14 protein-coding genes are annotated in these 14,598 nt (G+C 37.2%); 3 read left to right on the plus strand and 11 right to left on the minus strand.

Annotation, left to right across the window (positions count from 1 at the left end; genetic code table 11):
- Positions 1-101: 101 nt before the first annotated feature.
- From I6N95_RS07245 to I6N95_RS07260, 4 genes are all read right to left on the minus strand, one after another.
- Positions 102-815 (minus strand): GntR family transcriptional regulator, encoded by a 714-nt coding sequence (locus I6N95_RS07245; protein WP_209526210.1) that lies wholly within the window; start codon positions 813-815, stop codon positions 102-104.
- 152 nt (positions 816-967) lie between these two features.
- On the minus strand, positions 968-2,254 hold the full coding sequence (locus I6N95_RS07250) for a PTS sugar transporter subunit IIC (protein WP_209526213.1): 1,287 nt from the start codon (positions 2,252-2,254) through the stop codon (positions 968-970).
- Between the two features lie 286 nt (positions 2,255-2,540).
- The gene (locus tag I6N95_RS07255; RefSeq protein ID WP_209526214.1) at positions 2,541-4,307 is read right to left on the minus strand and encodes a glycerophosphoryl diester phosphodiesterase membrane domain-containing protein; all 1,767 of its coding nucleotides are present in this window, start codon (positions 4,305-4,307) and stop codon (positions 2,541-2,543) included.
- A 143-nt stretch (positions 4,308-4,450) separates the two neighbouring features.
- A complete protein-coding gene (locus tag I6N95_RS07260) occupies positions 4,451-4,633 on the minus strand; it encodes a hypothetical protein (RefSeq protein WP_209526215.1) in 183 nt (60 codons plus the stop codon).
- A 212-nt stretch (positions 4,634-4,845) separates the two neighbouring features.
- Here I6N95_RS07260 and I6N95_RS07265 point away from each other — a divergent pair, with 212 nt between their 5' ends.
- Positions 4,846-5,562 carry an MBL fold metallo-hydrolase gene (locus I6N95_RS07265; RefSeq protein WP_209526216.1) on the plus strand — a complete coding sequence of 239 codons (717 nt, stop codon included), beginning with the start codon at positions 4,846-4,848 and terminating at the stop codon, positions 5,560-5,562.
- 170 nt (positions 5,563-5,732) lie between these two features.
- Positions 5,733-6,146, plus strand: a complete 414-nt coding sequence (locus I6N95_RS07270) for a TetR-like C-terminal domain-containing protein (RefSeq protein WP_209526217.1) — start codon at positions 5,733-5,735, stop codon at positions 6,144-6,146.
- Positions 6,147-6,184: 38 nt separating this feature from the next.
- Here I6N95_RS07270 and I6N95_RS07275 read toward each other — a convergent pair whose 3' ends face one another.
- Both I6N95_RS07275 and I6N95_RS07280 read right to left on the minus strand, forming a co-directional pair.
- On the minus strand, positions 6,185-7,717 hold the full coding sequence (locus I6N95_RS07275; RefSeq protein ID WP_209526218.1) for an AcpB/EbpR/MafR family transcriptional regulator: 1,533 nt from the start codon (positions 7,715-7,717) through the stop codon (positions 6,185-6,187).
- A 153-nt stretch (positions 7,718-7,870) separates the two neighbouring features.
- Positions 7,871-8,026 carry a hypothetical protein gene (locus I6N95_RS07280; protein WP_209526219.1) on the minus strand — a complete coding sequence of 52 codons (156 nt, stop codon included), beginning with the start codon at positions 8,024-8,026 and terminating at the stop codon, positions 7,871-7,873.
- A gap of 102 nt (positions 8,027-8,128) precedes the next feature.
- Here I6N95_RS07280 and I6N95_RS07285 point away from each other — a divergent pair, with 102 nt between their 5' ends.
- Entirely contained in the window at positions 8,129-8,413 is a 285-nt protein-coding gene (locus I6N95_RS07285) for a hypothetical protein (RefSeq protein WP_209526220.1), read from the plus strand.
- A 262-nt stretch (positions 8,414-8,675) separates the two neighbouring features.
- Here the strand turns inward: I6N95_RS07285 and I6N95_RS07290 are convergent, their stop codons facing one another.
- The 5 genes from I6N95_RS07290 to I6N95_RS07310 form a co-directional block, all read right to left on the minus strand.
- Positions 8,676-9,560 carry a YitT family protein gene (locus tag I6N95_RS07290; protein WP_209526222.1) on the minus strand — a complete coding sequence of 295 codons (885 nt, stop codon included), beginning with the start codon at positions 9,558-9,560 and terminating at the stop codon, positions 8,676-8,678.
- A gap of 15 nt (positions 9,561-9,575) precedes the next feature.
- Positions 9,576-10,874, minus strand: a complete 1,299-nt coding sequence (gene hisS / locus I6N95_RS07295; protein WP_209526224.1) for a histidine--tRNA ligase — start codon at positions 10,872-10,874, stop codon at positions 9,576-9,578.
- A 146-nt stretch (positions 10,875-11,020) separates the two neighbouring features.
- Positions 11,021-12,562, minus strand: coding sequence for a histidine ammonia-lyase (hutH, locus tag I6N95_RS07300; RefSeq protein ID WP_209526227.1), 1,542 nt, complete (start codon positions 12,560-12,562; stop codon positions 11,021-11,023).
- A 24-nt stretch (positions 12,563-12,586) separates the two neighbouring features.
- Entirely contained in the window at positions 12,587-13,924 is a 1,338-nt protein-coding gene (locus I6N95_RS07305) for an APC family permease (protein ID WP_209526229.1), read from the minus strand.
- 68 nt (positions 13,925-13,992) lie between these two features.
- On the minus strand, positions 13,993-14,592 hold the full coding sequence (locus tag I6N95_RS07310; RefSeq protein WP_209526231.1) for a HutD family protein: 600 nt from the start codon (positions 14,590-14,592) through the stop codon (positions 13,993-13,995).
- Positions 14,593-14,598 lie beyond the last annotated feature (6 nt).

Raw genomic sequence — 14,598 nt, forward strand, 5'->3', positions numbered from 1 at the left:
TTTTCTTGGCTATTCCTTTTTATATCTATTTCTATCCAAGTAATGATAATTTAGAGCTGTCTGATGATAAAAAAACACCTCTTCTTGAAGTGTTTTTTTACTCAATTATCAATCACATCTAAAACTGAATAACTTCGTTGATCAAAACGACTGCGACTTCGAGAATAATCAATGATTTTGCCATCTTTTAAATAAATAACCTGATCTAATTCTAAAATCGGGTCACAATCACCACATTTTAAAAATTCTTTGTCATAATCATCTGGCCGATCAGCTTTAATATTTCTTAAAGCTCCAGCAAATCCCAATCCGAGTTCTTGATGAATGTAATCATAGATCGATTTTTTTAAGACATCTACTGTTAAGTTAAGCACGATATTAGTCGGCATAAAACTATGTTCAATCACATAAGGATTTCCGTCAACGATTCGCAAGCGAATTATTTTGTAAACGGGTTGATGAGCGCTAATCATTAATCGTTTTTGAACTAGCTCATCAGGGAATTCGACATTAAAATAAATAATGTGACTCTTTAAATCCCGTCCCTTCATTTGGACACTAAGCCCCTCATAATCTTTAGCTGAATAGTTATCTACACCTAATAAATCATTATTGAGAACGCGAGTCCCCGCTCCTCTTTGGCTATAAACTAAGCCTTCCATCGTCAAAATATTCATGGCTTTTTTTATCGTGACACGACTTACTTGAAATTCATCAACCAAATCTACTTGATTTGGTAACCAGCTGTCAGTCGGGTAAATCCCTTCTTTAATACGTTTACGGATAATATCTGCTATTTGTTCATACTTAGTCATCTCGTCCCCTACCTCTCACCTAAAAAAGACCCATCCTCTTTTCTATTATAACCAACTAGTCAGTTACTCTCAATTCATTTACTGTCAGAATGAAGAAAAAAGAACAGAAAATGCCATTTAGCGAATTTTCCGTTCTTTTAACTGTGATTAAATTAAGCGTGTTCTGAGTCAACTCGACGAGATTCTTGAATTTGTGCCATCTTAACAAATGGTAGATAAATCAAAACAGAAATCAACAAGTTAACAGCTGCTAAAATACCACCAGCTAAACTTTGTGTCGCTAGAGCGCCCCCGATAATTGGCGGTGTTGTCCATGGCGCAATAATCGTTGCGGCTGGCACTAAGCCCACTGCTGTCGCAAAATAGGCCACCGTTACTAACACTAAAGGCGTTAACACATAGGGAATAAATAACAACGGATTCAAGACTACTGGTAAACCAAACATAATTGGTTCATTAATCATGAATATTCCCGGTGCGACTGATAGTTTTGCAACAGTCATATAGGCTTTGTGCTGGCGAGCCACTAAGAAAATGGCAATAATCAGTCCCAGCGTAGCCCCAGTCCCTCCTAAATTAACAAAGGAATCAAAGAAAGGTTTATTAACAATATAAGGCATTTTTTGTCCAGCTTCCAATGCTTTAACATTGGCTTCAATCGCCGGAATGTTAATTGTTTGCATAAAGGGATCAATAATATTCGCCCCATGTAAACCAAAGAACCATAAAAATGCTGAAATGAATCCTAGTAATAAGGCGGCTGGATATGAGTTAGCCAGACCCATAAATGGTTCTTGGACTAATTGATAGAAAGCCGTTACCAAGCTGGTAATGCCTGCAGCTTGGAATAAAGCTGTAATAAAAGCAAAAATAGATACAGTGATCATTGCAGGGAACAAGGCCGCAAATGAGCGAGAGACAGCAGGTGGTACACCATCAGGCATGTTGATGACAAGTTTCTTGTTGTCAGCTAAGCGACGGAATACCTCTGTTGAAACAATCGCCACGATCAATGCTAAGAAAAGGCCTTGTGATCCTAAACCAGCATTGCTTAAGGCACCTTGATCATCTGGTGCTAAAGCGCCTAATGAAAAGAAGCTAGACACAGAAATAACGCCACCAGCCAATGCATCTTTGCCATACCCTTTGGTTAAGTTATAAGCAACTGTAAAGGCGATCAACAGTGCTAAAATTGAAAAAGTACCGTTTGCCAAGTTATTACCAAAAGCTTGCCACTTACCTTCACCAAATAGATTATTCATAAAATTAATATAAGGCGGAATTGGAAAGTTATTAATCAGTACACCGAAGGATCCTAAGATCATCAAAGGCATTGTCACAATGAATCCGTCACGAATGGCGACAAGGTGCCGCTGAGCTCCAATTTTCGCAGCCACTGGGATAAAGTGTTTTTCCATAAATGCGATAAATTTATTCATCTCTAGTTCTCCCTTTTTGTATTTTCTGTCTTGACGACAAATAAACGAATTTTTTTATAACCAACTACAACAGATGTTGCCCTCTTTTGCGCATAAGAAGAACAATTGAAATCGATTTCCCCATTATTGTATCACCATATTTTAAAAATGACTAGTCATTTTTAAAAGGTGAGTTAACTTTTGTTTTATCAATCGTTTATTAAACTAAAATAGATATCAACGAATTTTTCGTTGATACCTGTCAATCCCTTAGTCATTACTAAGGGATTGATCTCAAATACATAAATTAATCCATTAATTCTCGTACTCGTTGCCCGAAACCTCTATCTTCTTCGAAAGACTGGCGTAATTCAATTGCTCTTTTAGGTTGATTGGTAATCATTCCATCAATGTTCATTCGTAAATATTGGCGCATCAGGTTTTCACGATTAACCGTCCAAACAAAAACTGTTTTATTTTGAGCCTTTGCTTGGTCTAATAACCGTTGATTGACAGAAAAATCTTCTAAAACCAAAAAATCAGCAGGAATTGAAGGTAAATTGCCAATATTAAGCGCGACTAAGTAGCCAGTTTTAATTGCCGGCTCTAGTTGTTTGACTTCTGACACAACGTTGCCATCCAAGCTTTGAACAAGATACTTATTCGCTACCCCTTTTTCATTCATCAGCTTTACAACATTTTGAACCATTTCTGTTGATTCATTCCCGTGTAACTTGATTTCAATTAATAAGTTAATTTGGTGTTCTTTAGCAACATCAATAAACTCTGCTAAAGTTGGTATACGATCGGTCAGGCCGCCATTGCTTAAAACCACTTCGTTAATCTCTGCTAAAGTCAAGTCTTTTATGGCGTCATTCCTATTTGCTAAACGGCGAAGTGTGTCATCATGAAAGACAACTAACCCTTTATCTTTTGTTTCCATTACATCAAGCTCCACATAATCAGCTTTAATGTCAGCAGCGGCAATTAAGGCAGTCAATGTGTTTTCTATAGCTTGAGATGTTTCCCCACGATGAGCAATTATGACAGTGGCAGGTGCATATATCCCCTCTCTCATCGTCATAATATTACCCAGAGCTGCAACAATCATCACCACAGTAAGACCTATTTTAGTCAATAAAGTCAGTCTTTTTGGCAAAAGGTCAATGTGAGCCTCACTAATCCCTAAGCGAGTGCCCTCATTTAAATCACCTAAGCGAATAATGGTTTCAGCCATCATCGCCTGGAGCAATCCGAAGCTCATAACAAACATCGCTTGAATAATTGTCAACATAATCCCGGCTACCCAGGGCGCTAATGTCAGACTCACCTTTTCAATTAAAAATATAGGTATCACTAAAATTAAACCAGCTCCACCTAACAATAAATGATAGAGCACTAAGATACTGGCTAAAACAAGGATATTTTTTAGTGATTGTCCTTTCGAAATTAGCCAACTTTTTTTCATCCCTTCTAACATTGATGTTTCTCTCTCTAAAATAAAAATAGGCAAGGTAAAAATTAAGCGCATACTGATATAAAAAACACCTAAAAGCGCAACGAGGTAGATGATCGTTCCTGTTGTTGATTTGAAGAGTTCGTCAGCTATAAAATAAGGCAACCTCAGTGACTCTGTTACCATTGATTGCAAACCAATAGACGCCAAAGGTAAAAGTAAGACAAAATAAATAAGGAATAAAATTAATTGAAAACTGATAAAGGAACCTAATTTTCCTGATAAGCCGATCAGAATTTGTTTAAAGGTGATTTGCTGTTTTTGAGACAAAAAATGGGCCAATAGGAAAAAAAAGCCCATTTCAAACACAATCGTTATAATGGCTAAGAGAGCTAATAGAATTAGCAATATCACTGCTAAAGGATTCATCAACACTGATAATAGGGTTGTTTCTGTTATACTCTGTAATCCCGCAACATGTAAAATCTGATTGAATAGTATGCCTAAAACAGGTAAAAATAGGATTCCTTGAATAACTGTTAGTAATAATAAACTCTTAATATAGACTTTTCGATTTGTCCAAACACTTCCCAAACTTTCTTGAATGACTTGTTTCATATGACTCACTCCAATATTAGTTGACTATATAGTTTCCATTAACTATTCACTAGAGATAAAGTTAATGGGAATATACGTACTTTCATGCCTGATATAAAAAACCGCTAGTGATGTTAAGACTAGCGGTCTCAATTCTGTTTTGATTATAACTGATTGACATTTCTTTTCACAGAAAAATTTTTATGTGCCTCTATTGGGAGCGTCTTTTTCTTAATTTTGATGAATTTATTTTTTATTCGGCCAACAAAAACGATGACATACAAGCTTAGATAAATAACACCAATCAACAAGATCTCTATCAACACTAAACTATTTCCAACTTTCATGACGCTCACCTCTCTTATTGTTATTCTATAACTTTATTATACCTTATTTTATAACACTATTATGAATAATAAGCTCACTCCCCTTGCCCTTTTTAAATGTTAACAGGCAGAAAAATGACTGACAAACTAACGAATAATCACGAAGCGAAATCCTTCAAGTTGACTAAACTAATCGAATTAGTTATAATGCTAATTAAGTTAGGAGTGGGTTTATGAATATTAACAAAGTTGAAAACGTCTATCAATTAACCTTTTTACCAAAACTATTTCCAATAAATTGTTACCTAGTTGAAGAGGATCAAAACTTAACGTTGATTGATACAGGGATGGGATTTGGCATCACTGATATTTTAAAGGCCGCAGAAGTAATTAATAAACCCATTACCAACATAATTTTGACTCATCCCCATGGGGATCATATTGGCGGACTCGATAAATTGAAGGAGCATTTACCAAATGCTCTAACATATATTTCTAGACGAGATGCGTTGTTGATGGCTGGGGATTTGTCGTTAAATAAGGGTGAACCACAATCTACCATTAAAGGAAGTTTTCTTGATTCTATCAAAACTAAACCAGATAAATTACTAGATGAAAATGACTGTGTCGGTTCATTAAGAGGGATTGATGCTCCTGGTCACACACCTGGCTCAATGGCGTTTTATGATCAGCGATCTCAAATTTTAATCGCTGGTGATGCCTTCCATACTCGTCCGAGTCTCACCGTTACCGGAGACTTAAGGCCGCTATTTCCATTTCCAGCAATGGCTACTTGGAATAATCGACTGGCGATTGAAACAGCCAAAAAGCTCAATAGATTGAAAATTTCAGCCTTAGCTGTTGGCCACGGAGCTATTATTTTCAATCCTCAAGACGCCATCACAAAGGCAATTAAACATGCTGAAGAACATTTAAGAACGGAGAGATAATCATTAAACAGACGTCTATTACACTTGAAACGATCATTGATCAAAGCATCGCTATTGCCAATCAAGATGGGATTCAAGGTCTAAGTTTAAAAAAACTTGCAGAAGCGCTACAGATTAAACCCCCTTCTCTATACAATCACATTAAGGGATTAGATCATTTAAAAGAACAGTTGTTCATTGCAGGGTTGACAGGCCTTAAAGCAACGATAGTCGAAGCGGCGGTTGGCTTGTCAGGAGAAGATGCCTTACGTTCAATGGGGATAGCCTACCTGAATTTCGCAAAAAATAACAAAGGATTATATGAAGCGACTCAATTGGTTCGCCAATGGCAAAGTTCTGCTAGTGACAAACTTTCTAAGGAGATACTCAGTATTTTTGAGAAAGTGTTAAAGTACTATCAACTATCAGATACAGAAACCGTCCATACCATGCGACTGTTAAGGAGCATGATGCACGGATTTGCTTTATTAGAGTTCAATCAAGGGTTTGGTCAACCGGTTGATATTGAGGAAAGTTTTTTAACGTCCCTAGATATTATCATTGCCGGCATCAAGGCGACCTATCCTAATAGTATAAAGCCATAATAAAAACAGGGTGAGATTTTAGGCCCACCCTGTTCACTTTAGACTGAGGCATCCTTTTCCTTTTGAGAGTCGAATGAAAGCATCTCTGTCATCATTTTTATATTTTGCCAATCTCTCTTCATCGGTGGAAATGCCCAAATATATTGCTGTTTGGCATCTGGATAATCTATGGTTAAAAAAGGCAAATCAGATATGATCAAATCATAAGGCTCCTTTTCATCATTTCTGATGTCACTTGTCACGATCTTGGCATCATTTCCCAATAAACGTGCTAATTTTTCTTTCAATTCACTTTCGCTTAAATAGCCAGCTTCCATGATCAATTTTATTTTTAACGTATTTTCAAATATATGCAAATCAAGGGATTGATTAAAGACAGAATAGATGAAATAGAAAACATGATGGGGGTTGATTAACTCCCTGTTGTTTTCTTCATGTATCTCAACAATTAATTCCCACAAGACTTCTGTGAATTTGGGACGCTCTAAAGAAGAAAAAGTCAAAGAGCGAAAGCGTTTATTCCAGCGATCGTTTAAATCTAAGTCAACATCAAGCATTGGATACAATAAAGCGTAATTCGCTACTGAAATCAGCTTGTAAATAAAAAGAGAAGAAGCAAAATATTCAGACAAATCTAATTGAGGATAAATATTGCTCATTTTGTCTAACAATTCTGCCACAAGTTCATATGCTTTGGTCTTTTCTTTTCGATTCCAATCAACTGCTTCTTCAATGCCTAGCGTATTATTGACTTCAATTGTATTAGCGTAAGTCAAATACACCAGTGATAAATACTGGTATTCTAATTGTTGGTATTTGACTGGAATGCCTTCCATAAAATATTCAGCAGCTGCTGCCAATTCAACTTCAAGGTTTGGGGCAATTTTGACAATATCCGGTAGTTCTAAGACATAATGTTTTTGTTGATAACGAACAGAATTAATTGCTAATCGATATAAAACTCTTAACTTTTCTGCGTATGACAGTTTAAAGTGTGAGGCTTCTTCAATCTTGACCAGTTTATTTTCCAAATGGGCTTGAGAAACCGTTTTAAAGGGCCAAAAATGGTCATCAGCAATCGAAATATAAAATAGGTAAAAAAATTCTCTAATGCTTGCTTCAGGCCCAGTAATCGTGAGCTCTGTTTTAGAAAAATTGAAGCCATTACTGAGGATAAATGTTTCGATGATCGCTAGCTTTCGATAGATAGAGCTCCTTGATAGAAAAAAAGCATCTTGAAGCTTCGTAATTGATAAATCTCTCTCGTGAAATAACTTATCCATTAATTGATAAGTTATCGTATTCTGAATATATAGGCTTTCAAGATGATAGATACTAGCATAAGAATCCGTACACAACCTTATTCCTAAGTGTCTTTCGATTTGAATCCAGCAATCTAAATCATATTCCGAGATTAATTCATTAAGGGTTGAAACTGAACTGGTAACGCTTTTCACTGAACAATTAGCCACCGTGGCTAGCTCTTCAGCAGACCATAACTTATCCTCAGAATACAAATGATAGAGTATGTCTAAATCTCGTTTTTCATTCTTATCTAAAAAAGTGGTCATGATATCACTCCTTTTAATCATCATAATGGGTTCAACTGTGCCTTTCCCCTATTTAGATTATCAGGCTTAACTGAGGAGAGAGTCAAGTAAAGTGACTAGTGGTCTCACACTTCCGCAAACTAAAAGCTTCCTAAAAACCTATTAATAAGCTTCTTAATGGCAATCAAAGGCAAAGTGCCCATACTCCGCTTCTTCAACTTTGATGATTACTTGATACTTAGTATCAGCTATTAATTCCGCCGTAACCACACCAGTGCCAGGGCTAGCAGTCTTATAAATTTTTTTGCCCTCTAAATCAAAAATTTCCATTTCTATCTGAGCAATCTGTCTCGGAATTATCCAAAATAAATTTTTTTCAGCAACTTGTCGTAATTAATGTTATTATTAGGAAAAAGCCTAGTGGAGGTTCATATGACTCGTGCCCAAGTATCGCTAATAAAAAAAATGTTGCCTTGTTTGTACATCTTATTTACGCTTAATATAATTGCTTCAATCGGAGCTATCACTTGGTTTATGATGGTTTTACTAGGTCATAATAATGACTTATTCATCTATGCAGCAATTGTTGGAACGATTGGTGTCTTAGTTCTCCCTCTCAGCTTCTTCTGTTTTTTTACATTAATCACTAATTTCAGAAGTAGTCTAAAAATAGATCATCAAACAGATCGAACTGAAAAAAGAAAGCGTCTCACCTAATATCTGTTAAGTAGAACCCTTTCTTGTAAAGTGATCATTTTGACTGAAAAAAGGCGATCAGTAAGTCGTTAATAAAGGTAGTTGGTTTGTCCTGATCAAAATTTTTTGTTTATGTGCATGCTCTAAAAGGCAAAAAGACTAGGGAAATCCCCAGCCTTTTTGCCTTTTTTGATAAGCAGATCAATTAATACTAGATAAACTCTGTTTTCACTTGATTGCAGCTGATTTTTGTTTATCCACGCTTTTGTGACCCACTTATCGATTAAATAATATCTATTTCTTCAAAATCACTGAGAATTTCCACATCTTGAGAGACACTGACAAACGCTTTAGGGTCGACTTGTTTCATTATTTCCTTCAAAATCTCCATTTCCCGATAGGTTATAACAGTAATTAACATCGCCTGATCTTTTTGCTGATAAGCGCCCTTTGCGTTATAGACAACGGTCATCCCCCTAGTTAATTGCTCCTGTAGTTTATCAATAACTTTTTCAGGATGCTGAGTAATAATCATGACTTGGCCTTTTTTGTGTTTGACATATACTAAATCTGTCGCTTTAGCTCCTACAAATATAGATAAAACACTGTAAAATGCATGTGGCCAACCAAAAATAAACCCAGCAGTCAGAACAATCACGCCATTAATAATCAACGACAAGTTACCAATACTTTTACCTGTTAGTTTTCTTAGGCTGAGTAACACAATGTCCATTCCGCCAGTGGATAACCCGTGCTTCAGTGCAAATCCCAATGAATAACCACTGATTGCCCCACCAAAAATAGCGCAAATGATCGGATCTTTCGTCAACTCAATCATCGGCGTAATTTCTATCGCAAATGATGCGAAAGTAACACCGATGATCGTGAATATCACAAATTTTCGATCTACCACAAACCAGCCTAAGATAAATAATGGTAAATTTAAACCGTAATAAACCAAAGAGATCGGTATTTTTTGCGATGTGGCAGCTTCTAGAATGGTGGTAACAATTTGCGAGATGCCTGTAATTCCACCTGCGTAAATATTGCCATTTCGCCAAAAAATATTCAGAGCTATCGAGTAGAGGAAGGCATAGATCACTAAGATGAAGAACTTAGTCCCGTAATCTTGAATTTCTTTTCGATGACTTAGTAAGTGTTCAATCATTTTAATCAACTCGTTCTATAAATTAATCATTTTGTAGTACGTACTTAAAAAATCAGACTCGATTTCAGCTAAACTAACTAATTCTTCGACACCCGTTTTCATATTTCTAATTTTTACATTGTTTCCTGCCAATTCCTCCGAACCAATCATCATAACAAGAATTGCGCCTAACTTGTTTGCTAATCTCATATGTGATTTTAAATTACGAGCCAAATAGTCACATTTAGCAATTAACGTGTTTTGCCGAATGATAGTCGCTAGTTTCAAACTAACAACACCTGCCTCTGGTGTTAGATCAGCAATGTAAACATCTGGACTTTCTGCCTGAACTTGATACCCATTTTCAGCTTCCATGGCAATCAACATGCGTTCAATTCCTATGGCGAAGCCAAAGCCATTATCAAACTCTGCCGGTCCTTCAAATTCACGAATCAATCCATCATAGCGTCCGCCAGCGCAAATAGTAGTTAAAACGCCATCAAAACCAGCCGCATCGCTCATGATTTCAAACACAGTGTGATTGTAATAATCTAGTCCCCTAACCATTAAAGGATCAACTTCAAACGTAATCCCCAATTTAGTTAAGTGTTGTTGGACTTCACTAAAAAAACACTGACTTTCTTCATCTAAATAGTCGATAATTGAGGGGGCTTGCTGGACTATTTTTTGATCTTCTTTATCTTTACTGTCCAAAACCCTCAAAGGATTTTGCTTTAATCGCCGCCGAGAATTATCACTTAATTGGTTCTCCAGTGGTCTTAAATAATCAATTAATGCTTGCCGATATTTTTGCCTGTTTTGTCGACTTCCTAAAGAATTAATCACAACCTTTGTTTGTGTAATACCTAAGCCGGTAAAAAAATCCAAGGCCATCGCAATGGTTTCTACATCACTTAACGCTCGGCGACAGCCTATCACTTCCACCCCAATTTGATGAAACTGCCGCAACCGCCCAGACTGTGGACGTTCATATCGAAACATTGGCCCGATATAGTATGTCTTAAAAGGATGTTGGTACTCAGGGCCGAATAGTTTGTTTTCCACATAACTTCTCACAACTGGCGCTGTCGCTTCTGGCCTAAGAGTGATATGACGTTTCCCTTTATCGTAAAAATCATACATCTCTTTAGAGACAATATCAGTTGATTCTCCAACACCTCGAGAAATAACGTCAAAATGCTCGAAAACAGGTGTTCTAATTTCATGAAAATCGTATCGGCCAAATGTTTTTCGAGCGGCCTCTTCAATATATTGCCATGTTGCACTATCAGATGGCAATATATCAATGGTTCCCTTTGGTTTTTGATATTTCATAATAACCCCTCCTAATAAAATTACATCTTAACAAGAGAAATTTGGAGCGGTTGGCAAAAAATGTCTCTGAATTAGTTATCCAGAGACATTCCGCTCATACTGTGTTTTGTTGAATAATTCCCCCAACAAGACTATTTTCAGTTAAATCAAAATTGAATGTCCAACTCAATCTTTTCCTCAACAGCTCTTAACAAGTCCCCTTTAATAAGGACTTCGGTTGCTTTTTCTAGTTCATCATACATTTCAATATCTTTATCATATTCAAGGAAATTCACATGTTGACGGAAAAAGTCATAAGCAATTTTAGTTCCTACCCCTAGTTCCCCACGATCTAAGACAAAGTCAATCCCTTGACAAGCCGCCATAAGCTCAGTTGCCACAACCCGTTGCGAGTTGGCTACGATATCTCTGGCAGTACGAGCAGCTGTCGTTCCCATACTGACAAAGTCTTCTTGATTTTCGGAAGAAGCGATGGAATCCACACTTGCAGGGTGAGCTAAAATTTTATTTTCTGAGACAAGGGATGCTGCTGCATATTGAGTAATCATAAAACCTGAATTAACCCCAGGATGTTTCACTAAAAATGACGGTAAGCCACTTAAGGTCGTATTGACTAAACGTTCCACTCGTCTTTCAGAAATATTCCCTATTTCTGCTGCCCCAATTCCTAAGAAATCAAAAGGTTGCGCTAACGGTTCACCGTGGAAATTGCCGCCAGAAATCACTTGACCACTACGTGTGACAATTGGATTATCGGTCACAGAATTTAATTCAATATCAATCTTTTCTTTGACATATGCAATCGTATCTTTATTCGCCCCGTGAACTTGTGGAATACATCTTAATGTATAAGGGTCTTGAACTCGATCCGCCGTTGCCGGTGTCGTCAAAGTGCTCCCAGTTAACAAGCGTCTAATATTTCTAGCCGTCGCTAATTGGCCACTATGAGGCCGAATAATATGTATTTCTTCATCAAACGCATTGATGATACCATTATGAACTTCCAATGATAAAGCGGCTGCAATATCGGATATTTTCAATAACTCGATGGCATCATATGTTGCCAATGCCCCGATCCCCGTTAAAACAGTTGTTCCATTTATTAAGGCCAACCCCTCTTTTGCCTCCAAATGAATGACAGTCACACCTGCCCTGTTCATCGCTTCTTTGCCTGCCAATAATTCTCCTTTGTAATACGCCTTTCCTAGTCCTAGCATTGGTAGAACCATATGGGAGAGCTGTGCTAAATCACCAGAGGCACCAAGTGACCCCTTTTCAGGAATAAATGGCACAACGCCTTTGTTGAGCATGTTCATTAGCGTCTCAATCGTCAATAACCGAATCCCAGAATATCCTTTCAAAAGCGAGTTGATTCGAATTAACATGATGGCCTTGACTTCATCCGCTTTCAAGGGGTTGCCAAAACCTGTAGAATGAGTTCGAATTAAGTTTTCTTGAATTTGTCTCGTCTCTTCTTGAGGAACACTGACTTTAACCAATGAGCCAAAACCTGTATTAACCCCATATGTCACTTTTTTGCTTTCGACAATATCATCAATTATTTTTCGTGAAACATTGACTGCCTCAACTGCATCCGCAGAGATTGAAACAGTTGCTTGATGTCTTGCCACATCGATTACTTGTGCTAATGTTAAACTATTCCCGTCTAACGTAATATGTTTAGTCATTAAAAAAACCCTCCCTAAATCTAGTTAATTTGCTATTTTTTTACCACCATTTAACATAAAATACATGATACCTGCAATAACAATGCCTGCGCCACCTGCTAATAAGCTAACGGTATTTGCACCACTCCATAACATCCAGACACTAACCACAATACCCAAGATTGGAATAAAAGGTCCTAATGGCAATCTAAAGGTTGTTCTCATATCAGGATTTTTCTTACGCATCCAAATAACTGCTAGCGCCGTCGGTATGTATTGAATGAAACGGAAAACGACACTTAGTTCTGCTAATTGTTCAAAACTACCACTTAATAATAATAAACTTGTCAAGATACAAGAGATAATGATCGCAATAACTGGTGCCCCTTTATCATTTTTTCTGGCGATCACTTTTGGCAGCAATCCCTCATCAGATATGGACGCGCCATACCGAGGAATCATCATAGAATCTCCGACATTTAACCCTAAAATTGAAATCAAGGCACCGATTGAAATAATCCACTTACCAGCAGGTCCAATCATCAAAGCAAAAGCGTCCTGAACTGGAGCGTCGGTTTCTAAAATTCCCACACCTAACATTGCAATCGTTCCAGCAATGATGATGAAATATAAAATTGAGACAATACTGATTGAGCCAACAATTGCTTTTGGCACGTTCTTTTTCGCGTTCCGCATTTCACCTGCCACAACTGGTAATGCCTCAAACCCGATAAAGGCATAAAAAATCGTTAAAGACGTTGAAGCAATCGCATCTGAAAGATTCATCCCTTCTTTTAATTGTAAAAATGGTGTGAAGTTTCCAGCGGTAATGCCACCTTTAATAAAGAAGATGCTAATTAAAACAAATGCCACGATCGGGATTAATTTTGCCACTGTGATTGCAATAGTGAATATTTTAGAAGTTTTTAACCCTGTGCTATTAATAACCGATAAAGCAATCACCAATAAAATACTGATCAACTTATTCTGTCCAGTTAAAACCGGAAATGTTACAATTAACAACTTGGCAAAGCCAGAGGCCATTGCTGACCATGCGATAATTGTCACAAACCACCCTAATAATCCAACAATAAAGCCGAAGAAATCCCCAAAAGCAGCTTTAGAATATTGAAAAGCACCACCATTTTTATTAAAGTAACAAGCAACTTCCGCAAAACACACTGCCAATAATAAGACCAGAACAGCATCGAAAATCATGGCAAACAAGGAAGCTGGCCCAAGATCTCGATAGATTGTCTGTGGCAATAAAAAGATCCCCGATCCAATAACAGCATTTATCCCGTAAAGTGTGGCACCGCTTAAACTAAATTTTGATTTTTCTTCTATTTCGTTTAGTTCAGTTACATCTAAATTTGATTCCATAAGTTTTCTCCCTTCAACTAAAACGGAAATGATTCATCAACATGTTGAAATCGGTTACAAACAAACTCTTAATTTGCGCTAATACTTGCCACAACTGCTATTGGTTTTTCAGTTCTAGTTTTGGCTGTTAGCGTCAACTGACAACTTTCGGTAACCCTTTCAATCACAATACTACTACCTGCCTTTAAATGAGAAGAGCGGATATCAGTCCCTTGATTTAGTAGCACTCTAAGCTCCTCCAGTGCATACACTAAGACAAATTCGCCACTCATAGCTCGAATGGATGCATTCTGAGAACACGCTTGTAACTTACCTATAAGACCACGACGATAAATTAAGTTCATATCCTGACACTTTCCAAATGAGGTGGTCTGATCGCTACCTAAAAAATGATGAGCCGTATAAGGCGTTAGTTCGATCTTTTTCCCCCCTGCAGCACTTTGGTGACACAAGGTTAATGGGTGATCAATCGACATGATCAGCCTTTCATAGCCTGGCAAACATGTAAAATGGGTTTCAGCTACTTTGACCGATGCACTGGATACTCTAAAGTCAAAATTCCCGACTTGATAGCTCCCTTGAACTGGGGAGAGAAATAATTGTTTTGTCTCTCCACCACTCCAAGTTGACACATGATAATTTTCTATATTAAGTTTTTTTAAGTTCATACTATA

This window comes from Vagococcus allomyrinae (assembly GCF_017829975.1).
In the GTDB taxonomy this organism is placed as follows: Bacteria; Bacillota; Bacilli; order Lactobacillales; family Vagococcaceae; genus Vagococcus_D; species Vagococcus_D allomyrinae.

Excerpts from the sequence above, each read along its gene's own strand:
- I6N95_RS07245 (WP_209526210.1), bottom strand. The coding sequence starts at position 815 with ATGACTAAGTATGAACAAATAGCAGATATTATCCGTAAACGTATTAAA.
- I6N95_RS07250 (WP_209526213.1), bottom strand. The coding sequence starts at position 2,254 with ATGAATAAATTTATCGCATTTATGGAAAAACACTTTATCCCAGTGGCT.
- I6N95_RS07255 (WP_209526214.1), bottom strand. The coding sequence starts at position 4,307 with ATGAAACAAGTCATTCAAGAAAGTTTGGGAAGTGTTTGGACAAATCGA.
- I6N95_RS07260 (WP_209526215.1), bottom strand. The coding sequence starts at position 4,633 with ATGAAAGTTGGAAATAGTTTAGTGTTGATAGAGATCTTGTTGATTGGT.
- I6N95_RS07265 (WP_209526216.1), top strand. The coding sequence starts at position 4,846 with ATGAATATTAACAAAGTTGAAAACGTCTATCAATTAACCTTTTTACCA.
- I6N95_RS07275 (WP_209526218.1), bottom strand. The coding sequence starts at position 7,717 with ATGACCACTTTTTTAGATAAGAATGAAAAACGAGATTTAGACATACTC.
- I6N95_RS07280 (WP_209526219.1), bottom strand. The coding sequence starts at position 8,026 with ATGGAAATTTTTGATTTAGAGGGCAAAAAAATTTATAAGACTGCTAGC.
- I6N95_RS07285 (WP_209526220.1), top strand. The coding sequence starts at position 8,129 with ATGACTCGTGCCCAAGTATCGCTAATAAAAAAAATGTTGCCTTGTTTG.
- I6N95_RS07290 (WP_209526222.1), bottom strand. The coding sequence starts at position 9,560 with ATGATTGAACACTTACTAAGTCATCGAAAAGAAATTCAAGATTACGGG.
- hisS (WP_209526224.1), bottom strand. The coding sequence starts at position 10,874 with ATGAAATATCAAAAACCAAAGGGAACCATTGATATATTGCCATCTGAT.
- hutH (WP_209526227.1), bottom strand. The coding sequence starts at position 12,562 with ATGACTAAACATATTACGTTAGACGGGAATAGTTTAACATTAGCACAA.
- I6N95_RS07305 (WP_209526229.1), bottom strand. The coding sequence starts at position 13,924 with ATGGAATCAAATTTAGATGTAACTGAACTAAACGAAATAGAAGAAAAA.
- I6N95_RS07310 (WP_209526231.1), bottom strand. The coding sequence starts at position 14,592 with ATGAACTTAAAAAAACTTAATATAGAAAATTATCATGTGTCAACTTGG.